Origin of the sequence: Paraglaciecola chathamensis S18K6 (assembly GCA_000314955.1) — a bacterium.
Taxonomy (GTDB): Bacteria; Pseudomonadota; Gammaproteobacteria; order Enterobacterales; family Alteromonadaceae; genus Paraglaciecola; species Paraglaciecola chathamensis.
In genome coordinates this window covers 58,721-80,935 of the sequence record BAEM01000016.1, presented here as the reverse complement: position 1 = coordinate 80,935, position 22,215 = coordinate 58,721, and the positions used below count along the sequence as shown (strand labels likewise).

Annotated in this window: 15 protein-coding genes; 8 read left to right on the top strand and 7 right to left on the bottom strand. The window is 45.4% G+C overall.

Translation table 11 applies throughout. The annotated features are described in order from the left end of the window. Position 1 precedes the first annotated feature (1 nt). The gene (gene glmS / locus GCHA_RS05215; RefSeq protein WP_007985831.1) at positions 2-1,834 is read left to right on the top strand and encodes a glutamine--fructose-6-phosphate transaminase (isomerizing); all 1,833 of its coding nucleotides are present in this window, start codon (positions 2-4) and stop codon (positions 1,832-1,834) included. Positions 1,835-2,106: 272 nt separating this feature from the next. On the opposite strand, the gene GCHA_RS05210 is transcribed toward glmS, so the two are convergent. Beyond that, complete coding sequence (locus GCHA_RS05210; protein ID WP_318248936.1) at positions 2,107-4,089, bottom strand: alpha/beta hydrolase family protein; 1,983 nt, start codon at positions 4,087-4,089, stop codon at positions 2,107-2,109. 314 nt (positions 4,090-4,403) lie between these two features. Then, positions 4,404-5,462, bottom strand: a complete 1,059-nt coding sequence (locus GCHA_RS05205; RefSeq protein ID WP_318248935.1) for a PaaX family transcriptional regulator — start codon at positions 5,460-5,462, stop codon at positions 4,404-4,406. 190 nt (positions 5,463-5,652) lie between these two features. On the opposite strand from GCHA_RS05205, the gene GCHA_RS05200 reads away from it, so the two are divergent. Continuing rightward, entirely contained in the window at positions 5,653-7,302 is a 1,650-nt protein-coding gene (locus tag GCHA_RS05200) for an acyl-CoA dehydrogenase family protein (protein ID WP_007985827.1), read from the top strand. Positions 7,303-7,306: 4 nt separating this feature from the next. Here the strand turns inward: GCHA_RS05200 and GCHA_RS05195 are convergent, their stop codons facing one another. Next, complete coding sequence (locus GCHA_RS05195; RefSeq protein WP_318248934.1) at positions 7,307-8,260, bottom strand: GGDEF domain-containing protein; 954 nt, start codon at positions 8,258-8,260, stop codon at positions 7,307-7,309. Between the two features lie 382 nt (positions 8,261-8,642). Here GCHA_RS05195 and GCHA_RS05190 point away from each other — a divergent pair, with 382 nt between their 5' ends. Both GCHA_RS05190 and GCHA_RS05185 read left to right on the top strand, forming a co-directional pair. After that, complete coding sequence (locus GCHA_RS05190; protein ID WP_013754841.1) at positions 8,643-9,347, top strand: DUF445 family protein; 705 nt, start codon at positions 8,643-8,645, stop codon at positions 9,345-9,347. A gap of 540 nt (positions 9,348-9,887) precedes the next feature. Continuing rightward, complete coding sequence (locus GCHA_RS05185; RefSeq protein WP_007985822.1) at positions 9,888-12,410, top strand: response regulator; 2,523 nt, start codon at positions 9,888-9,890, stop codon at positions 12,408-12,410. 25 nt (positions 12,411-12,435) lie between these two features. Here the strand turns inward: GCHA_RS05185 and GCHA_RS05180 are convergent, their stop codons facing one another. Together GCHA_RS05180 and GCHA_RS05175 are read right to left on the bottom strand one after the other, a co-directional pair. Continuing rightward, positions 12,436-13,329, bottom strand: coding sequence for a LysR family transcriptional regulator (locus GCHA_RS05180; protein ID WP_007985821.1), 894 nt, complete (start codon positions 13,327-13,329; stop codon positions 12,436-12,438). 82 nt (positions 13,330-13,411) lie between these two features. After that, positions 13,412-14,176, bottom strand: coding sequence for an MBL fold metallo-hydrolase (locus GCHA_RS05175; RefSeq protein WP_007985820.1), 765 nt, complete (start codon positions 14,174-14,176; stop codon positions 13,412-13,414). A gap of 271 nt (positions 14,177-14,447) precedes the next feature. Between GCHA_RS05175 and yjjX the strand changes: the two genes are divergently transcribed. Further along, positions 14,448-15,011, top strand: a complete 564-nt coding sequence (gene yjjX, locus GCHA_RS05170; protein ID WP_007985816.1) for an inosine/xanthosine triphosphatase — start codon at positions 14,448-14,450, stop codon at positions 15,009-15,011. Positions 15,012-15,025: 14 nt separating this feature from the next. Here yjjX and pdsS read toward each other — a convergent pair whose 3' ends face one another. Next, positions 15,026-17,254, bottom strand: coding sequence for a proteobacterial dedicated sortase system histidine kinase (pdsS, locus tag GCHA_RS05165; RefSeq protein ID WP_007985814.1), 2,229 nt, complete (start codon positions 17,252-17,254; stop codon positions 15,026-15,028). Between the two features lie 6 nt (positions 17,255-17,260). Beyond that, positions 17,261-17,962, bottom strand: coding sequence for a proteobacterial dedicated sortase system response regulator (pdsR, locus tag GCHA_RS05160; protein ID WP_007985812.1), 702 nt, complete (start codon positions 17,960-17,962; stop codon positions 17,261-17,263). A 188-nt stretch (positions 17,963-18,150) separates the two neighbouring features. On the opposite strand from pdsR, the gene pdsO reads away from it, so the two are divergent. The 3 genes from pdsO to GCHA_RS05145 are packed head-to-tail and all read left to right on the top strand — an operon-like array spanning position 18,151 to position 22,204. Then, complete coding sequence (pdsO, locus tag GCHA_RS05155) at positions 18,151-18,951, top strand: sortase-associated OmpA-like protein PdsO (protein ID WP_007985811.1); 801 nt, start codon at positions 18,151-18,153, stop codon at positions 18,949-18,951. Between the two features lie 20 nt (positions 18,952-18,971). Next, complete coding sequence (locus tag GCHA_RS05150; protein ID WP_007985810.1) at positions 18,972-21,305, top strand: marine proteobacterial sortase target protein; 2,334 nt, start codon at positions 18,972-18,974, stop codon at positions 21,303-21,305. Then, positions 21,302-22,204: a class GN sortase gene (locus GCHA_RS05145; RefSeq protein ID WP_007985809.1), complete on the top strand. Its 903-nt coding sequence runs from the start codon at positions 21,302-21,304 to the stop codon at positions 22,202-22,204. The genes GCHA_RS05150 and GCHA_RS05145 overlap by 4 nt, the downstream gene beginning before the upstream one ends. The last annotated feature ends 11 nt before the right edge of the window (positions 22,205-22,215 follow it).

Here is a 22,215-nt window from a genome sequence, read left to right as displayed (position 1 = left end):
TATGTGTGGGATTGTTGGCGCGATTGCCGAACGTAACGTAGTCGAAATTTTACTTGAAGGCTTAAAACGTCTCGAATATCGCGGGTATGACTCCGCAGGTGTCGCTTTACTCGACGGCGAAGGCAACTTAACCCGCACCCGTCGTACCGGTAAAGTCAAAGAACTTGCAGATGCTCTGCACACTCACCCATCAAAAGGCAATATCGGCATAGCCCATACTCGCTGGGCAACCCATGGTGGCGTAACCGAAGCTAACGCCCACCCGCATTTTTCTTCTGACCGCATCGCGGTTGTTCACAATGGCATTATTGAGAATTACCAACGCCTGCGCAGCGAACTTGCCGCTAAAGGTTATGGTTTTGACTCAGACACAGATACCGAATCCATTGCCCACCAAGTGCATTACGAACTTGACCAAGGGGCAGATTTACTGCAAGCCGTACATAATGCGGTGAAAAAATTCGAAGGCGCCTATGGCACAGTCATTATCGATAAAAATGACCCCGAGCGCATGATAGTCGCCCGTTCAGGCAGCCCACTGGTGATTGGCTTTGGTATTGGTGAAAACTTTATCGCCTCAGACCAAATGGCGCTATTGCCGGTAACACGTCGCTTTATGTACCTAGAAGAAGGTGATGTAGCAGAAGTTACCCGCACCAACGTAACCGTTTATGACCAAGACGGTCAAATAGTGCAACGCGACATCGTTGAGTCAGATATTGAACACGATGCAGGTGACAAAGCGGGTTATCGTCATTACATGCTAAAAGAAATCCACGAGCAGCCCACTGTTGTGCGCAACTGCTTGCAGGGTCGCTTAGGCGAACATGGTATCAGCCCCAATATTTTCGGTCAGGACGCAGACAGCATTCTGGACAACATCAAACACGTACAAATCGTTGCCTGTGGCACCAGCTACCACTCAGGTATGACTGCCAAATACTGGTTAGAGCAATACGCCAATGTGTCATGCAACGTTGAAATAGCCTCAGAGTTTCGTTATCGAAAATCCTTTGTTCACCCGAACAGCTTATTAGTCACCATTTCGCAATCCGGTGAAACCGCCGACACGTTAGCTGCTCTTCGCTTAGCAAAAAGTTTAGGTTACAGCTCAAGTCTAACCATTTGCAATGTGCCGGGTTCATCTTTAGTACGCGAGTCAGATCTTGCTTTTATGACGCTAGCGGGCGCAGAAATAGGCGTAGCCTCGACCAAAGCCTTCACCACTCAGCTAACTGGCTTTTTAATGCTAACGCTCGCACTAGGCAAACACAACGGTATGAGCGAAACAGATCATAAAGCCATTGTTGACGGCCTACACAGCTTGCCAAGCAAATTAGAGGAAACCTTAAGCCTGACTCAAGGCATCAAAGATTTAGCGGAAGAATTTGCCGACAAGCATCACAGCTTGTTCTTAGGCCGAGGAGATCAGTACCCCATTGCGATGGAAGGCGCTTTAAAGCTCAAAGAGATTTCTTACATTCACGCAGAAGCTTACGCTTCAGGCGAATTAAAGCACGGCCCACTGGCTTTAATTGATGATGAAATGCCCGTCATCGTGGTTGCGCCAAATAACGAGCTGTTAGAAAAGCTCAAATCAAACGTAGAAGAAGTACGAGCGCGCGGCGGTATTATGTATGTATTCGCTGATAAAGAAGCACACTTCCAAAGCGACAACACCATGCGCGTCATCAATGTACCCCATTGCTCAGCGGCTATCGCACCGATTATTTACACCCTACCGCTTCAGCTATTATCTTACTACGTCGCTATTATTAAAGGCACAGATGTAGACCAACCACGCAACCTAGCCAAGTCAGTAACGGTCGAGTAAAACACTGATTTATAAGGATTTTTGTGCGCTATAATTAAAGTTTGAAACCGGCTCGAAAGAGCTGGTTTCAGAGTACCGCGACCAAGTCGCTTCGATGTAAAGTGATACCAATTTCAATAAATAATTAACCACCCAGCGAAAATTTAAAAGGGCTTAATCAAAGCGCTTGAATGATAACCCTTTATACAAAATTAACCTGTGCTCTTTCAAGTTCGAGCAACACAGAATGGGTGGTAAATGCCCTTGATGGGCGTTTTTACTAAAATGCTGAATTAGTTCTTTAAATTTTCATCAAGAAAGTCAAGTAACCCCTGATAGAGCTCGCGCCTATCTTCTTCATCAAATACACCGTGGCCCGCTTGAGAATACTTTAAGTACTTTGGGGGATTTCCAACTTTGGTCAGCGCTTCAGATAGGGCTTCTGAGTTAATCTCCGGTACCCGTCTATCTTCTGAACCGTGAATTAACATCACTTTCGCTTTGATCTTGTCCGCATGATATAGCGGAGAATAGGCTTTTAATTGTGCTTTATCGTTCCCGAGCACACGCTGTAGATATGCTTTTCCGCCCCAATTATTTGGAATATCACTTTCTGTAAACATATATTGTAAATCGTATATACCCACATACCCTATAGTACAATTGTACAGGTCGGGCTCTTTCACTGCTGTCATGAGCGCAGCGTAGCCACCGTAACTTGCTCCATATGCACAAATATTATCGCCGTCAACATACTGCTGCTCTATTGCCCATTTGACGGAATCATTTATGTCATCGATCATCTTGCCGCCCCATTGGCGATAACCAATCCTTTTGTATCTCTCTCCGTAGCCATCACTGCCCCGAAAGTTCATTTGCATGACAGCATAACCACGGCTAGCTAAGAGTTGTGTTTCACTGTTGTAATCCCAAAAATCTCTAGTGCCGCTTTGATGAGGACCACCATGGATCATAACCACAAGAGGCGGCTTTTGGTCGCCACTTTTCTGCTTAGGCAGAGTGAGATAACCATTAATCGTTTCACCATCTGAGGCTTTCACACTAATAGGCTTCATGGCTGCAAGGAGTCTAGGGTCTATCCATGAGCTATTTGCCCATATAAAGCGCGCAGCGAGGCTTTCGCTATCGAATAAGTAATACTCCCCTGGATTCACATCACTTCGTACATGTACTAGCAACGTTTTCCAGTCTCTGGTGTGGCTGGCAATGCTGACGGTTTGCCCCTTAAAGGCATCAGCTAATAACTTGTGTAGTTTACTCGTTCGGGTTTCTTCTTTCGCATAAACGTACTGAGACTTACCAGGATAAGTAATCCCCACGGCCGGTAGGCCGCCGTTGTCATAAACGACTTGCTCTATATCGGTATCATGGGGTTCAAAAATTTCAACGTACTGTCCAGTAGCAAGGTTTAATTTAAAATAGGTATAAATACCCTCTTCACTGGTACCCCCTGACATGTAAACGAATTTTTCGTCTTCACTTAAGCCTCTTGGAATAAAGTTTTGTTCTACGTTAAAAACGTCCTCTAGGTTTTTCCACTCGCTCTCATTGTCGTCTCTGTATGCAGCGTGATACTTACCCTCTTCATCCTGCCACTTCATAAAGACAACCTGACCATTTTTTGTTGCTAGCGCGCTGCTACTTCTATGAGGTAATACATCTACTTTTCGCTTTTTCCCCGAAACGATGTTTAGCTTGCTTATTATGGCCGGTCTTACACGGTTGTCGTAATAGCGACTGCCATTTTTGTCCCATGGATATTCACTAATCAGAATATACCTGTCATCATTTTCTAGTAAGCTTATGACCTCTTGACTGGCGAGAACGTCGTCTTTGTTGGAGAGCCGGCTACCTGTTTTCGCGTCATTAGCACGATAACCATAGAGCATTGTTCTTTTGCTTCCATCGTAGTTAATCGCATATAGCTCCCCCGTAGGGACTGGCCTATCAAGAGAAAACCGTTTTTCCGCATATTCAAACACAAGGCGTTCATTATTAGCCCAAGTGACCGTGTGAATAATGTCATTATTTTGTGGCCGCACACCGCCAACAATCTTCATTTCGCTCGTAGAAAGGATACCCAGTATCACTTTATTATCTATACGAATTCTGGCAGCTAGGTATTTGCCATCAGGAGAAAGCTGTAAGTCGAGATAGTCACCGTGTTTAATAAAGTATTCTAGGGGCAAATCTTCACTCGCAGAAATGAATGAAGCATAAAAGACTAACATGGTCACTAAAGTCCGTTTTATCATTGTCCATATACCTATAGGTAGGGCGTCAAAAATAATAACCTACATCACCACACAGTGCTTTACAACAGCGTACATAAGCCGAACAGGTACATTTAACATGGAATTATTGGCAACAATATTATCCAGCCCAACGCTTTTAGCGCATTTTAAAAGGGCTTACTTATTAATTTAATTGGGTAATTTTTATTCCTTCTGCGCGACTGAATAAGCCTCGACTTTGTTTTCATTCACAGCATATCCATAGAAAATGAATGAAAGTAAGCTAAATTAGTTCGCGACAGCCAAGGCGAAAAAAGCCGTGCTTGCGCCCCCGCTCAGCGTGATTCGTGCAGAAACTGAAGCCAAATGCGTTCGCCTATTTGGTCATACTCTTGCACTTTTGCACGAAATGCTTGGCGAAGTGATTCATTAATAAGGGGGGCTGGTAGTAATGGGTCGAAAACCAATTGCTGTAAGGCGCTATCCCCGACTAAATAGCTCTCTTTGGCGGCATCTTCCAAAGACAGCTCGGGTAAGCGATCTAATGCTTGTTCTATATCAAGTATGCCTTGTTGATAACGCGCTTCAAGTTCTTTCACCGGCCAAAGATTGCGGGCTTTATCCTCCATGTCGGAGTCAAATTGCGCCACCTTGAAAACCGGCGCACTGATATCTACGCCTAAGCTGTGTAAGTGGGTACGCACATAATCAACCCCAGCCGAAAAGTTATTAGGCCTTAAATAAAAGTCGTTGGTAATCGCCTGCATACCGAGCATTTTCAGGGCCCGAGCAGTGACTCGCTGGGCTTTGCGATCACGTTTAGATTGAGTGTGAGTTAATACCCCGACCCACTCTCCCTGCCAAGGGCCAACTTGCTGCTCAACGCTGCGCCATGCGCCTACCTCTTTGGCCAACGTTTGGCCTTGTTGACCCAAAGTATAAAACCCTCTGTCGATTAAATTCAGTAGCTTGGCCGCTTGCAAGCGCGTGAGCGTGACGCGCATATTGTTTTCAGTAATACCAAACAGTGCACCAACGCGCACTGCGCTGGCCGCATCCATTTTTATTCCAGAACGGGAGCCAAGCAACTTTAATAACAAGCGCCTAGGGATGGGTTTTTCCATCTTGTCTATTTCCACCTTGGTAATGTCTACCATATTACTAATAGCTTGCGCACCGTGTGTGAAGGACTGAATACTTAACTGCAGCGCTGCGCACCAATCCCTTTTCGATTCACCTAATGCTGACTCAGCGATAAACTTACGCACAAGCCAAACTGCACACAAGCCAAACTGTGCACAAGCCAGACTGTGCATTAACGAGACTATGCACAAACTGCACAATGTACCTAAATGCCTGACAACAGGCAAAATCAGTCTGCTATCTCCCATCATACATCGATCTGCAATACAAAATGCGAGTCATAAAATAGGATAACAAGAACAAGTCTTCATCAAGGGTACACACTAATACATATGGAAAATCACATATAATTGAGCGTATTTACAAACGTAACATTACACAAATTGACACATTTAAACTTATTGAGTAATGTCATAAAAAACGCGCATTAAGGTGCCACTGATGACTCCAGCATTTTCTTTTACAACCCATGTAGTAGAAAACCAACCAGAGATAATGTCTCCCTATAATTTATGGACGTGTGACAGCTTGCTTCAAACGGCAGTCAAGTTAAACGGGGGCCAACACGCCGGACAAACGCTGGAAAATTATGGGCATGTGGTAGGCCATCAGCTCATGGATGCCGGCGAGCAAGCCAATCGGTATAAACCAATCTTTCAGCCATTTGATCGTTACGGGCGCAGAACAGACACGGTAGAGTTTCACCCTGCTTATCATGAGTTAATGACCGCCGCCATGCAGGCACAAGTGCACGCCTACTCATGGAGAAACCCATCGCAAAAAGGTGCTCACGTTGTCAGAGCCGCACTCATGTTTATGCATTATCAAGCAGATGCAGGCACATCTTGCCCCTTGACGATGACCCATGCAGCAGTGGCAGTTCTGAACCAGTCACCGAATTTGCCGGCATTCTGGACACAGAAATTGATCAATGGCGAGTACGACCCTCGTGCGTTACCGGCGGAGAAAAAACATGGCATTACGCTGGGTATGGGTATGACTGAAAAGCAAGGTGGCTCTGATGTGCGGCGCAACACGACTCAAGCAATAAAACAACCGGATGGTAACTATCACGTTATCGGTCATAAATTCTTTTTTTCTGCCCCTTTGTGCGATGCGCACCTAATATTGGCGCAAACAGAAAACGGACTAACTTGCTTTTTACTGCCACGAATATTACCCGATGGGCAGTTAAACCAAGTCCGCATTCAACGCCTAAAAGATAAATTAGGGGATTGGAGCAACGCCTCATCAGAAGTTGAGTTTCAAGGGGCTACAGCTTATTTAGTGGGCGAAGAAGGTCAAGGCGTGAAAATGATCATTGATATGGTCTCTCTTACGCGTCTAGATTGCATGATTGGCTCGACCGCTCTGATGCGCCAAGCATTAGTGCAAGCGCTGCATCATACCCAAAACCGAGAAGCCTTTGGCGCAAAACTCATAGACCAACCACTGATGAAAAACGTGCTGGCGGATCTCACCTTAGAAGTCGCCGCCAGTTTAGCTCTAACCATGCGCGTGGCCAAACCTGTTGATTTAGCCAGCAGCAATAAACATGAAGCAGGTTTCTCTCGTATCGCCACCGCCATTGGCAAGTATTGGATCTGCAAACGTACCCCCGCCTTTGTGAATGAAGCGCAAGAGTGTCTAGGCGGTATTGGCTATGTAGAAGAAAACGTAATGCCACGCTTATATCGTCAAGCTCCGCTCAATTCAATTTGGGAAGGCAGTGCCAACGTACAATGTTTAGATGTGCTCAGAGCCTTACGTAAAGAGCCCGAGGTAAAAACAACCTTGTTTGATGAACTAAGCACGGCTGCCGGTAAAAACAGCTATTACGACCAACATTTAGTTGTTCTAAAACAGGCATTTAATGAGCCTGAAACGTTAGAAGTACGTAGTCGATTAGTGGTCGAAAAAATGGCGTTAGGGCTACAAGGCGCACTGTTATTAAATGGCGACGACAAAGACCTTGCGGACACGTTTTGTCAGGCACGTCTTGGGGGTAATCAAGGCTTGATATTTGGCACGCTACCAGCCAATAGCGCCCTTGATGCTATTATCAACAGAGGTATGCTCAAGAACATATAAATGATTATGCACTCTCGATTAGGCAGATATTGCGCCCCTGCGCTTTTGCTTTATACAAGGCGTTATCAGCCGCTTCGAATAATTCTGCACTCGTATAATGACTTGTTTTTTCTGTCACGCAGGCCCCAATAGATACTTGGGGCGATTCAGCTGTGTTGCTATCATCATCTAGTGAAATTTCCATCACTTTAGATCTCATCTCCTCACATACACTAATGAGTTTTTCCTTAGAAATACCGTAAAACAAAATAGCGAACTCATCACCGCCAATTCGAAAGGCATAATCGTTTGGCCGTCGACAGTAACTTTGAAGAATGGTAGCAATGCAACCTAACACGTGATCCCCAACTCTATGTCCATGTTTATCATTAATCCTTTTGAAATGATCTACATCCACAAGTACTAAACTCACAGGTATATGCTCTCGCCCCATCAGTAGTAATAGATTGTCTAGTTGAGTATCAAAAAAGCGCTTATTGTATAACTGAGTCAAACTATCTCTTATGGTATCTCTGTATAACTGCTTAATGAGTTGGAAATTTTCACGCAATACCCGTTGGCACGCATGGTTAATCAACAGTAACAACACAGCCACCGACGCTATGATGAGAATAGCTATAACCATATCTAGCGACATACGATCTAAAAAGAGATTAGTAACACTGAATATCGCCAAGATAACAACAGTGACCCAACCCGCAGGCTTGATGGGTAGCGCGGTTAAAAGGCAGCCAAACATAAGAATTAGTACTAAACCTAATTGAGAGAAAACCAGATTATGACTAACCGCGAGTGCGTAGATGAGTGAATGGATACAGCCACCAAAAAAATAAACTAACAACAAACTATTTTTAAAATCTGATATTGAGTTAGGTACCCGAAACCAAAAAATGTAGTTGAGTGCTGCAAGCGGTAATACAATAAATAAAAGCCGGACGGGGATAGTGATGCTAGCCATCTGTACGGGAAACTTAATGCAATCGAGTACAGCAAATAAGCCATATAATATCAGCGCAATAAGCAAAGACCATTGACGCAGTTTAATACTCTGCTTCATCAAGTAATGGCTAAAAGGTGCTTTTGCTGTGCTCGCCCAGTCTGGTAACAAAACTCTGCTCTCTTGTTCAAAAAATTTATGATCAGAGGTTGCACTATAATACCTGCGCCTCTAAAAACAATTTTGCTTACGAATACGGTGAACAGAAGCCCTAACTTACTTCTCAAAGAACGTGAAAAGCGTATTGTCACCCAGGCCATCACCTTGCTAGCATAGCGCCTCTTAAAACCAACCGAATTGATCTACGTATCGGTAGCTTACACCGCTACGATAAGGAATGAACTTGAACAAAAGTATACTAACAAACCTTGTTTCTTTGACTTTATTGATAGTAGGCCTTCTGCTAGAAAATATAATAATGACTACGGTCGGTATTTTTGCTTTGTCTGGTGCGGTCACTAATTGGCTGGCTATACATATGCTGTTTGAAAAAGTGCCACTGTTATATGGCTCTGGTGTTATTCCCCAGCGTTTTGAAGAGTTTAAGGCTGGGATACGCGAACTGATGATGACGCAGTTTTTTACTGAACAAAATATCAATCGCTTCCTAACAAGCGGTAATCAACAACTCAAACTGGATCTCGTCCCAGTTCTGGAAAAGGTTGATTTAGAGCCCACATTTGACTCATTGGTAGAGGTCATTAATGCCTCTTCATTCGGCAGTATGCTAGGTATGTTCGGTGGCGCAGAAGCCCTTACTCCGCTGAAACAGCCATTTGTGGAAAAAATGAAAACTTCCCTGATTGAAATAAGCCAAGATGAGCGCTTTTTGGAGACCTTAAGCAGTCAGTTAGAGCAGCCAAATGTGATGCAAGACGTGCAACAAAAGATTGAATCGATTGTTGAGCAACGCTTAGATGAACTTACCCCTAAAATGGTGAAAGACATTATTCAGGCCATGATCAAAAAGCATCTAGGTTGGCTAGTTGTCTGGGGTGGTGTGTTTGGTGGACTTATTGGCCTAATCACGATTTTAGTAGCGTCATAACGCGTTATATCAATCCACGTTAATAAGTGATCACGTCTTAATATGGATTGGTATTAGCTATGCTAGCAAAAAGCCGCGCATGGTGCTTTTAGCGAAGCTGCGGCTTTCCTTCTCTGCTTTATTGCCAACTTTAGCCACTCATCTCAACATAAAATAAGCACCTTCTTGCTATTTTTTGCGTGTTGAAACGCACTACGTCAGGGTAAATAACGCCATAACTAGCGGCTATTGATTTTTTCATCATTAAGTTCACAAATGCACTTGAAAACAATTCTCATTTAGATTAAATTAATACTGCCTGTTTGATACTGAGTTTCACTGGTCCTGGCTTGGTGTCGCATCCGTGGCAGATATTTCAGCCGAAATATCTGCCATTCTTACTATTTCTCCCTTTGTCCCTCTTTCTTTCGTGCTTACTTACGCTAAATTTACGTTGCGGTTGTTGATATTTAGTCAACCGAAGAGTACGGTGAAGTTTGGTGTAGAAGGCAAATGAATTGCCCGTACCAACTCCTTTAGCGTTGAAATGGATGACATGGAATGAAGTATCTAGCTAGTGGTAAAACGGCCAATGTCGTTTTTTTAGTGACGTTTGTGCTCGGTAGTCTTGTCGCGCTTTTGTTATTTAATCAGGGCGTGTCTACTTATCGTAGCCAAGCAGCCGGTCATGCTCAGCAAAGCATGCAACAATTCGTTGCCCGTTACGACTTGGCGTTACAACAAACAATTGTGCGCAATAAAAAGCTTGCACACGCTATTCAATCGAACCCTCAAATAGATACCGCGCAGTTAAATCAGTTTATTCAGTTGGTCTATCCAAATCCACAGGACGTAGCTGAGCTTTTTTGGTTAAAAAACAGTAGCCAAGCATCACCTATTCATTTTTCCCCCATGCAAGGCTTAGTTGAGCTAGAGACGGAGTTAGACACTTACATTCAGCCGTTTATTGCACGTGCCCAGAAGCTAAATAACGTCGTGGTATCGCCCATTTTAGCCCCCCAAATGACCCAGAGCACTCACCCGCTTTTTATTATTGTGCACCCCGTGACCGCACGTCCTCAAAATAGCGATTTTGGCTTTATCATTTCAGTGCATCGTATTGCATCATTAACGCAAGCCTTACCGAATGAGCTCAATCGCACGCAGTATGCCTATGTACTGGCCGATCACGAACGCCACCCCTTTGCCTTTCCTGATAATAAAATGCTAGCTGATTTACCAATTGCAAGCCTTGAGGGGCAGGATATTACCCACGTTAATGTGCCGATAAATATACACGGGCACAAATGGCATCTATGGGTTTACCCTACTAGTAACCATTTCAAGTCGATCCCATTAATTCAATATCTCTATTTGGGTTTGGCGCTTCTTGGTTGCCTTTTTGTGAGCTTGTTTTTACGCTATGGCCTAAAGCAACACCGCGCTCTTTATTTACGCTATTTACAGGAAAATAATAACGCTAAACAAATCGAAAGCGACTTGCTGCAAGCTCAAAATGCCTTACAAGAAAGCGATAAAACAGCCAAGCATGCGTTAAGTGGTAAAACGCAATTTATGACCACCTTAAGTCATCAAATCCGCACGCCAGTCAACGGTATAATTGGGATGACTGACTTATGTATGCAAACTGAACTGACACTCAAGCAACAAGATTACCTGCGCAAAATTCACATGTCGGCTCAACATTTAAACGGGGTGTTGGTTGACTTATCAGACTATGCCCTGCTTGAGTCCGGTGAACTAAGACTTCAAGAACACCCATTTTCGCTACATGAAATCGTTGATGGTTTATATGCCATGCTCTCTAAAGACGCCCAAGACAAAGGCCTTTCTTTTGACATTACAGTACCGCATACCGTGCACTGTGACTTGATTGGTGATAGCCGTCGCATAAAAGAAATTTTACTTAATCTATGCGCGAACGCGATTGAAAATACCACCAGCGGCCATGTGCACTTAGTGATCAACTCAGATACAGAGCAACCCGCTGCTTTGTCAAACAGTGATTATAGTTTGCGCTTTATGGTCAGCGATACAGGCACAGGATTTGCCCAAGAAGATATCGCCAAATTATTTAGCCGCGCGCAACCACTCAATCAAAATAAAAACGTTAATGGTGGTTTAGCCCTGTCAATTAGCCAGGCGCTATGTAAATTAATGGGTGGAGAGATTGCTGTCAGTAGTCAGTTGGGAATAGGCAGCTGCTTTTCCGCACACATCAATTTAAAGCTTAATAATCTTATTATCACTGAACCTGAGCAACCTAAGTTGCTTTCTAAACCTCAACGCATCGTAGTGATTGACGACAACCCAATTTCGCTGACGATGTTGGAACATGCTTTGACCAGCATGGGGGCTGACGTTCAAGCTTATCAATTTGCCAGTGACGCACTAGACGCTTTATTAGACGGCGAGCAACCTGACGTTATCTTGTTGGACTGGGTTATGCCACAAATTGGCGGCCTGGCATTTTTAACTCGTCTACAACAGTCAGACAACAAAATAACCAGTCGAATACTGATTTTAACCGCTTACGATGCAAGCAGCATTACCCGAATGAGCCAGCACTTTCCGATAGAGCGTATTCTTAGCAAACCTTGTCGTAATGAGGAATTGTTTCACATCATCGAAGGACCTGCCCCTGCACCTATTTCCGTTACAGAGGAAAGTAAGCCAAGGCTAAATGGTTTAGTGGTTTTAGTGGCTGAAGACAATATGATCAATCAAGAAGTCATCTGTGAGCTATTAGCCGCCGAAGGCGCAACTGTTATTCCAGCAAATGATGGACAACACTGTCTTGACGAGCTTAAGCGTGCACAACATGTCGATATCGTGCTTATGGACATCAATATGCCCGTTATGGATGGTTTAACCGCGCTAAAACACATTCGCAACGAACTGGCGATGCCAGATTTACCTGTGGTTGCACTAACGGCCAATGTTTTTGAGCATGATAAAATTAACTACCTGCAACAAGGTATGAACGAACACTTAGGTAAACCTTACGATAGAGATAAAATCGTTGAGTGTATTCTAAACCTAACCGAACAGCCGAAACAGTAACCGAGCAAGCGAAGCAGTAACCTGCCTACATAAGATGATCAGTCTGCTTGGCCATCTCAATAAAAGCGTTTTGGTACTCGGGGCGCGTCTCTCCCGCCCTAAACCCAAGGTGGATGTTTTTGAATATGCCTCGTTTCCCCAAGCGAACAGGCACAATCGCCAAGTCTTTTTGATGCTGTTCAACCAGCCATTTAGGCAATGCAGCCACACCGCGCCCTGCGCTTACCATTTGCAGCATAATTTCAGTGGTTTCAATCGTGCGGTGACGTTTAACACTTGCACCTGCTGGCGTTAAAAATTGACTGAATACGTCTAGTCGGCTGCTTTCAACAGGGTAAGTTATCAATACGTCATGACGTAGATCTTGAGGCTGAACAAAAGCTTTTTCTGCTACAAAATGAGACCTTGGCACCACAAGCACATGTTCATATTCAAACACAGGTAAGTACTCTAAGCCTTTTTGAAAAAGCGGATCGGGTGTGATTAACATATCAATGTCATAGCCTAGTAGTGCCCCTAAACCGCCGAACTGAAACGCTTGACGCACATCAACATCGACATCGGGAAACTGCTGGAGAAATGGCGAAACCACTTTTAACAACCACTGGTAGCAAGGGTGGCATTCCATACCAATACGTAACGCGCCGCGCAGTCCCTGGGCAATCTGCTGGATCACTTGCTCGCTATGTTCGAACTGGGGTAACACGCGATTGGCTAAATTTAACAACCCTTGCCCAGCCTGGGTTAAACGCAACCGTCGGCCGTCTTTTCGCCATACAGGTGCGCCTAAATGCACTTCTAGTTTTTTGATCCCGTGACTTAAAGCTGATTGGGTTAAATGCAGAGCATTCGCCGCTTCGGTCAATGTGCCGTGTTTATCCACAGCGTGAATTATGGCTAAGTGATGGCGCTCTAGCATAACGGTAAACCTATGAGTAAAATTCATGTAATATGAAAAATATACCATTATTTTTACTCGCTAGCAGAGCTGAGTTCGCCTTTTATTTCCTTGCGCGTTTTTTCAGACCTAACGCGCGCCGACTTTTCGCTTTAACCACGCGCCAAGGCGTTTGCGGCCCTTTAGGCACACTGGCGCGTAAATGCGCATAATCAGCGTCATCTAACTGCACTTCACCGCCGTGAGCCAACAATATTGATTGCGGTCGAATGACCATAAGCTTGTCGATGGAATGCCCGTAAATTCTAGGGAAGAACACCGGAAATGGCGGAATAAAACGACTCTTCACTTTCACCACCAAGTCAGCCACGTACATGCGCTGACTTGGCATGTGCATTATCGACAAGTCACGGTCGGTATGTCCTGGCGTCTCAAACACACACCATTCATCAAAGCCCGGGATTGTTTGCTTATCAACCAGCTTAATATCCGGCTTCAAGGTTTTGGCGTACCACATACTTTTACGCTCGCGTCCCAAACGTTTTGCTACCCAGCGAGCTAACGCCAAATCCGTTAAGTACATCATCCAACCTGAAACCCCTCTGTACCAAGAGTGCTCAACGTCGCTCGAGATAACCTTACAACCAATAAGCTTTCTCAGTTGATGCGCCGCCCCAGCATGATCTGGGTGCATATGCGTCACCATTACTACTTTCAAGTCACTAAAGGGACGCTTAAGTTCTTGCGTAATAAAATGACGCAGCGTATCAACATCCGCTCGGGTACACCCATCTAGCAGCATGAGTCTATCTGGGTACTCCACCAGATAAATTGACTGAATATAACCCTGTAAATGATGTAACTTCATAACCCTTATTGCTCTTTTGACGCTTTCTTAAACCCTAACAGGATAACGAGCATAGCGACTGATACGAACTTTTAGTTTTAAATAGTTGTGCCAAAAAATTTGATATAACCCCGTAAACAACCAGCGCAATTCAGACAGTTTCACGCTTAACTCCCAACAGGGTATATTTTGGCTCCTGCGTTGGCTCTTAAGAGCTTTTGACTATGTTAGTATTGCGCCTTTATAACCATGTTCACAATGCGCTCAACGAATCTGCTTGAAGGGAACTACCTTGTCTCAACCTCAAACCACTGCTGCACTTCATGTTGTTGTCGGCTCCAAAAATCCGGTTAAAGTAAACGCAGCGAAAAACGCTATCAGTATGCTTTATCCTGACCATCAAATAACCTGTGAAGGTATGCACGCACCGTCAGGTGTGGCTGAACAGCCCATGACCAGTGAAGAAACCCGCATTGGTGCGATAAATCGCGTAAGTTACTGTCAGGCGAATGCTAAAGCAGATTTTTATGTCGCGATGGAAGGCGGCGTAGATAAATTCGAATATGGGCCCGCAACCTTTGCCTACATAGTCATTGCCAATTATGAACGTGAATCTATTGGCCGCGGGGCGATTATGCCCATCCCAGAATCTGTTTATCAAGCGTTAGCTGCTGGCGAAGAACTTGGCCCGCTAATGGATACGTTGTTTAACACCAAAAACGTTAAACAAAAAGGAGGGGCGATAGGCCTGCTGACCAACGGTAACGCCACACGAGAAGGCAATTACACCCATGCAATCGTGCTGGCAATGGCACCGTTTTTACACCCCGATTTATACCCTGTTAACCCCAAATAAACGCTTTTGCTCGGCTAAAAAATCAGAGATACACGCACACCAATAGGTTGGCCGGATTCAGAGTGCTGATTTTCAATCTGAATTTCAGCGTTGTGAAACTGCGCTATGACTTTGGCAATATGTAACCCTAGGCCCAAATGAGGTTCAGACGTAGCCTGTTCAGAGCGAACCGATACCATAGAGTCGAATAGCTTACCTTGCATATTTTTAGGCAATGCAGGGCCATTGTTGTCTATATTCAGCACATGTTTGGGCCCACGTTGGCTCAATTGCACTGCTATCATCGAACCTTGCGGGCTAAACTCAAGGGCATTGGCGATAATTTTGTCCAGCATTTGGCCGAATAAATCCCCGGAACCGAGCAATAGCGTCTCCCCAGCTTCATTAACATATGAAAAGTGATGGCTGGGGTACGTCATTCGATAGCCTTCTACATACCCAGTGAGCAGTGCATTTACGTCAAACTCTTCACGCTCATCACTTTGCACTGCTTGCTCTAAACGAGTGGCTTCGCTCATGTTATTTAAAATACTGCTCAGGCGCTTGATGCCCATTTGCGCACGTTCGATGTACTGAGCATCTTCATTAGTGTGATGGCTAAGTTGGAGGTTTTCTAGGGATGATTTAACAATGGCCACTGGCGTGCGCAACTCATGAGATAACCGCGACGACATGTTCTGCAAATACGCGTTGTACTGCCCTAACCTGCCCAATACAAGGTTAAAGGTATTAGCTAAATCACCTATTTCATCTCGCGCGTTTACATTGGCAATCGTGCCAATGATTTTCCCGTGACTGTCGATTGCCGCCTCAGTCTGATTTCTAAGTTTACGTATACGAAACGACATGCGCGAAGCAAATAAGAACAACGCCAAAGTGCCCAGCCCCATTACGGCTAAGATCACATGAAACAGTTTTTCCAGCGCCCGATTTCGCAAAGTACGGATCCCATTTGTGGTTTGTTCAACCACCACGGCGCCCATCACGTTTTCATCAATAAAGATAGGATGCGCAGCCGAGAGGATCACCGCTTTGTTGTCTGGGCTTAAGCGCCACAAAGAAGCAGGCATGCCAGTAAGCGCTTGATTAATATCTTGGCCTTGCAGCGCGTAGGCATCTTGCAGATCATCAATAAAATCGGCTGGGGGCTTAGTTAATATTTGATAATATATGGGCAATAACCATTCTTGCTCGATACGTTGCCACCAGCTGTTTTTCAGGCTCTGGGTTGATGAATAAGCGCTGCTACTTAGGCCGACAGATTTATGGATATTGCCAGAGCGAGCTAATACTCGCTTGTGTTTATCAATGACCCACACCCTCGCATTCGAATACTTTAAGCCCTTGATGATATTTTCAATTTCCGGCGATGGCACCAGCACAGTGCCTAGGGCATCGCTCTTATTTGGGTTTGCCGTTCCTATTCGATAACGCATTTGCCGATTTTGCGGATCATCGACATCCGTAATAGCAAATGCAATTTTGCTACTCATCATCCCTAGGGGAAAGCGCAATTCGATATTGTAGCCTGTAGCCGTGTTTAACCAACGGCCTTGAATTTGTGTTTCAAGAGAAACAGGGCGCATAGAGTCGACCGGCTCGGATAATAAATAAGCATTCACCCAACCCGCTTCTTGCGGCGCAACAACATAACGCTGAAAACGGCCATCTGGGTCGGTCATGGCTATTTGCAGATAGTCATTGCGATCAACCCTCAGGCTGTTTTTACCGCGCAACAATACGCTTTCATCTGTCACTTCAAACATGGCATATAGATATTCGCCGAACTGCCCCACCATATGCCGAAAATGGAAACTGCTCGGCTCATAATCGTCACTGTAATCAAGCAAATGGTCTTGCCCATACGCAAGGCTTAAATGTTGGTAATCCAGCCAGTCATCTAATTTGCCATCTAAACGAATAGGGTCGTGTATTTTATGGGCATATAAGTCGGTGCCCGGTTTAACATCGGTTAAATACGCGCTTTGAGTGTCAAACAAAGATGGCCTTTCGTGTAAGGCTGTAGCAACCGCTCGCGCTGTGCCAACCATGGTTTGCTCTTGCCCAATACGCAGGTAACTTTCCAGCTCCCATACGTACTGATACCCAAGCCAAGGAATGGCAAACAAAAACAAAGATAAAGCTAAAAGCTTTAAGCGAATACCAAAGCGAAAACGAAACCTCTGCTTGCTTTGCCCTTGGCTGGCTTGTTGTTTTTTAGGTTGGTTGACAGGGCGGCTCATAAAGAATTAATGGCTTGTTCCGTTTTTCCAGCGATACCCCATGCCATAAACCGTTTCAATGCGGTCAAACTGGCTATCAACTTGCTGAAATTTTTTGCGGATACGTTTGATATGAGAAGTGATGGTGCTGTCATCCACCACCATTTTAGATTCGTCCATCAGTTGTTGACGACTCTTTACGTGCCCTGCGTATTTGGCGATTGCATGCAACATCCAAAACTCGGTCACTGTCAGCTCAATGTCTTGCTGTTGCCAACTCACGGTCATTCGCTTGCTATCAATACTCAGGGCACCTGTTTGAATAACATCTTCGGATAACTGCGGTTGGTTTAACAGCGCCACTCGACGGAATAAGGCGGCAATACGCGCTAACAAATGGGGCAAACTAATGTCTTTTGTTAAGTAATCATCCGCTCCCATGCGCAAGCCACAAATCGTGTCGTAGTCATTGTCTCTGGCAGTAAAGAAAATAATCGGTAAGGTTTTAGATAAACTGCGCAATTGCTGGCAAACCATAAAGCCGCCATCGATCTCATCTTGTAAGCCAATATCAATAATAGCCAAGTCAGGCAAGCGCTGGGCAAAACCTTGCTCAGCTTCACGGCGATTAGCGTAACAGATTACCTCATAGCCTTGTTTTTTAAGGGCTGCTGCGTAGTTTTCCCGGATAGCGAGATCATCTTCTACCAGTGCAATACGTTGAGACATAACTACTCTCATATTATTTCGTGACGCCACTATATCCTAAAATTTTGCCTTTTTGATGCACAAAGAGAAATTCCATTTTTTCGCCACAATTGCCCCAAAGATTGCCATTTTTCACTCGTTAATTTGCCGTAAATCAGCGCTGTAATAAGCAACCAGAACGCCCAACTATTCAATGTTTAGGAACAACGATGAAATACGCCACGATCACAATCACCTTATCGCTCATTCTCAACCAAGCATTTTCGCCTTTAACGCACGCACAAACCCAAAGCACAGAACCTGCAGAGACTAAAACACAAAATGACCTCGTAGGATTGGGCTCAGGCGCACTGCTTGGCAGCGCCGTAGGTGGCCCCGTTGGCGGTGTAATAGGCGGCATAATGGGTTTGTTTATTTCAAATGATGTAAATAATGATAACGCCTTAGCTCAGGCTAAATCAGAGCTAAAAGAGACAAAACTGCAACTACTCGCCTTACAGCGCGGCGCCGATGCTCTGACCCCTGCAGGGCAACAAGCAGAGCATAAAATACGTTCCTATCAAACAGCGAGTATTGAAAACCCTGACCGACCTGCGCAGCAAAGCACTGCAGCAATCAATTCCCACGCGGCCATAACGCCAATCGAAACGAATATTCAGTTTCGCACTGGTTCACATCTCGTTGAAGGCCATTACCACAGGCAATTAGATTTGATTGCAGCACTAATACGGCAATATCCAGATCTACACATCACTCTTGCGGGCTATGCCGACGAGCGCGGCGACTCAAATTACAACCAAGCGCTTTCACAACAAAGAGCTATCAGCGTGAAACGCTATTTAACAAAACAGCAAGTGCCTACTGCGCAATTGCACACAGAATCCTTTGGTGAAACCAAGATGAACACCATAGAAAGCCAGCCAGATACTTGGTTTTTCGCCCGAAAAGTCACCTTAGCTATCCACCCTGCGTCGCACACACCGCTGATGGCCGCTTCAGCGACACAATAGCGATAAAACGGAGAACAGGAATGTCCCTTTTACTTAAATTCAGCGGTTTGTTGCTCATTGTAAGCACCATAGGTGTATTGCACAGCGCAGCCTCTCAATACCTGATGCAACCCGACGTCGAGAAAAACACTATGTATAACGAGCAGCGCCTCCAAGGCCAGACCAGCCAAGCAAACACCAATTCAAGCGCAACTGAAAGCAGCTCTCCTGCCGTTTTTGTTGATTCTATTAATGATGTTGAACAAGGCAGCTTGTTTTACCTGCGTGAGCCATCAGAAGGTAGCAACCCCAGTGACGAGCATAATGAGCGCCAAAACGAGCAGGTTCGGCGCTATCAACTGAGCCCGTTGCTAAGCACAGATGTAAAGATTAACGTGACGGGCATGCTCGCCAGAACCCAAGTGACTCAACGCTTTCATAATCCCAGTCAAGATTGGGTGAATGCTATATATGCCTTCCCGCTCCCGGAGAATGCCGCGGTTGATCATCTCAACATGACTATAGGCGAACGCAAAATCACGGGTAAAATCATGCCCAAACAACAAGCCAAAGCGCGCTTCGAGACCGCCAAAGAACAAGGCAGAAAAGCCAGCCTAATTGAGCAAAAACGCCCGAATTTATTTACCAATGCTATCGCCAATATCGGCCCGAATGAAACCATCAGTGTAACCATTGAATATCAGCAGGTCATACGCTTTGACCAGCAAACATTTAGTGTGCGCTTTCCCATGACAATCACGCCGCGCTATTCACCACGCGCTTCACAGATACCTTTAATTAATCAAACTGCAGTGGCAAAGGTCAATTCAAACGGCTGGGGTGAGAGTGTATCGGTACTGAGCCGACAAATTAAAACGCCAGATGAACCAGCAAACCCTATTCGCATCAGCGTGGAATTAAACAGCGGCTTTTCAATAAGCCCTGAAGATATTGTGAGCGAGCATCACCCAATCGATATTACCCCGAAAGACCAACAAGCTGGCCACTATCAAATTGAGCTAACGAAAGAGCATATCGCTAACCAAGACTTTTCGTTGCGATGGAAACCCACCGTAGGTGACATTCCAAGTGCCGCTCATTTTAGCGAAACAATAGGGAATTATCGGTATGCAATGGTGATGCTCACGCCCCCAAGGCAAGATGACGCTGACGATAAAAGTACAAAGACGCCAGTATCAGCAAGAGAAGTAGTGTTTTTACTCGATACCTCTGGCTCTATGGCTGGGGAGTCTATTGTGCAAGCTAAGCGCGCAGTAGATTTTGCCTTAACTCAGCTGCACCCTGAAGATAGCGTCAACGTTATTGAATTTAATGACGCCCCTCAAGCGCTATGGAATATGGCAATGCCAGCCACTGCCAACAATATTCAACGGGCTCGAAATTGGGTCGCTAGTTTGAGCGCAAATGGCGGCACTGAAATGGCACCAGCGCTATCAATGGCGCTACACAAAACCAACCTTGAGCAGGGAAATACAAACGAGGGTAGCCCTGTGCAATTGCGACAAGTGGTGTTCATCACCGATGGCAGTGTTAGTAATGAAGACGCTCTCATGGGCTTGATTGAAAACCAATTGGCAGACAGTCGCTTATTCACTATAGGGATAGGCTCAGCCCCAAACAGCTACTTTATGACCCAAGCAGCACAGGCTGGGCGAGGCACCTTTACCTATATTGGCGACATCAATCAGGTACAGCAAAAAATGACTGAGCTGTTCAACAAGCTCACGCGCCCTGTGATGCAAGACATACACATTGAATTTGCCCGTAACACGGAGTTTTACCCAAGTGTTATCCCTGATTTATACCAAGATCAACCTGTGGTTATTCATTATCGTGCGCCCGTGGCGCATCTAGAGAATGGTATGCAACTGCAACAGCCAGACAACGCGGTTAAGGTTACAGGCTGGCAGACGACAAACGCATCCCCAAGCAAACCTTGGTCTATTCGCATGCCCCTTAGCCCCACAGCCAAAAGCGCAGGAATGGGCGTAGCTTGGGCAAGAGAAAAGATAGAACAACTGAGTCATACCCTGCGACGTGAACGTGACATCACCATGCGTCAAACATGGCAGCGCAGTATCACCGAGATTGCCCTTGAACATCATATGGTTAGCCAGTTTACTAGCCTTATCGCCGTGGATGAACAAGTAACGAATTCAAAAGACGCTAAACCAGAGCACGAAAACAGCAAAAACAAACCGATTAACCATAATGCCCCTGCGGGCCTTGCCATGGCAGGTGTTCAAATACGCGGGCAATTGCCACAAACCGCTACCAATACACCCTTGCATATCACGCTGGGATTCATGCTATTAGGCATAGCCTTTTATGCTCGGCGCAAGCAATCGTCATGAAGGCTATTCGAGCGTTAGGGAAGCTGTTAGATTTTTGGCCAAGTACTAAGCACGGCTCTGTCTCTGCAATGGGAGCAGTAACTCAGCCTGCGAGCGCGGCACAAAAAAGTGCACGCAACAATTCCAAGCCTCTTTTGTCACTACCTAGTCGTAATGCCTACTTAACGGCTATTTGGCTGGCTTGTTTAGTAAGCGGTGGGCTACTGGTTTCAAACGGGGCGTACATGTGGGCAAAAGCACAATTGGCCCAAGTGCTTATCGCCCATGCTTGGCAAAGCAGTGTGCAAGCAGCTGAAATTAACACCCTTTTGCCGAACGCAAATCAAACATTCAAAGAGAAATCGTTCAAAACCAAACCTTGGCCATGGGCTGATACCTACCCTGTGGCCAAAATACAATTTTATTCTGGCCCTACTAGCCGCTTTAGCTCCCAGGGCGCAGCGAAGCACCAAGCGCGAAAGCAAGGGCTAGCAGGTACGCGACAGAAAAAGCTAGCAGCACAGCCACTATATGTTTTAGCCGGAGCCTCTGGGCGCACCATGGCATTTGGCCCAGGCCATATGAGCGCTACCCCCTTGCCATTAGAAGGGGGAAACAGCGTAATTACCGGCCACAGAGATACCCACTTCGCCGCACTGCAATACCTTAACCTAGGCGATCTGATTCATGTGCAAACCCTTGAAGGCCAAGGAGAATATCAAGTCACTGCCACTTTCATTGTTCATCAAAGCCAAACCCAAATCATCGAGTCAAACTATTTCGCGTCAAGCTATTTCTCCTCAAACAGTATTGCGCCAAGCAGACAGGGCCAACTGACACTAATCACTTGCTACCCGTTCAACTCTCTTGTACCCAACCCGACCCTGCGCTACGTAGTAAGCGCTAATAGGGTGCGATAACACTATGTTGC

Coding starts and splice junctions, on each gene's coding strand:
- GCHA_RS05150 (WP_007985810.1), top strand. CDS start 18,972: ATGTCCCTTTTACTTAAATTCAGCGGTTTGTTGCTCATTGTAAGCACC.
- GCHA_RS05205 (WP_318248935.1), bottom strand. CDS start 5,462: ATGATGGGAGATAGCAGACTGATTTTGCCTGTTGTCAGGCATTTAGGT.
- pdsS (WP_007985814.1), bottom strand. CDS start 17,254: ATGAGCCGCCCTGTCAACCAACCTAAAAAACAACAAGCCAGCCAAGGG.
- GCHA_RS05195 (WP_318248934.1), bottom strand. CDS start 8,260: ATGGCTAGCATCACTATCCCCGTCCGGCTTTTATTTATTGTATTACCG.
- GCHA_RS05180 (WP_007985821.1), bottom strand. CDS start 13,329: ATGCTAGAGCGCCATCACTTAGCCATAATTCACGCTGTGGATAAACAC.
- GCHA_RS05200 (WP_007985827.1), top strand. CDS start 5,653: ATGACTCCAGCATTTTCTTTTACAACCCATGTAGTAGAAAACCAACCA.
- GCHA_RS05210 (WP_318248936.1), bottom strand. CDS start 4,089: ATGATAAAACGGACTTTAGTGACCATGTTAGTCTTTTATGCTTCATTC.
- GCHA_RS05145 (WP_007985809.1), top strand. CDS start 21,302: ATGAAGGCTATTCGAGCGTTAGGGAAGCTGTTAGATTTTTGGCCAAGT.
- glmS (WP_007985831.1), top strand. CDS start 2: ATGTGTGGGATTGTTGGCGCGATTGCCGAACGTAACGTAGTCGAAATT.
- pdsR (WP_007985812.1), bottom strand. CDS start 17,962: ATGTCTCAACGTATTGCACTGGTAGAAGATGATCTCGCTATCCGGGAA.
- GCHA_RS05175 (WP_007985820.1), bottom strand. CDS start 14,176: ATGAAGTTACATCATTTACAGGGTTATATTCAGTCAATTTATCTGGTG.
- pdsO (WP_007985811.1), top strand. CDS start 18,151: ATGAAATACGCCACGATCACAATCACCTTATCGCTCATTCTCAACCAA.
- GCHA_RS05185 (WP_007985822.1), top strand. CDS start 9,888: ATGAAGTATCTAGCTAGTGGTAAAACGGCCAATGTCGTTTTTTTAGTG.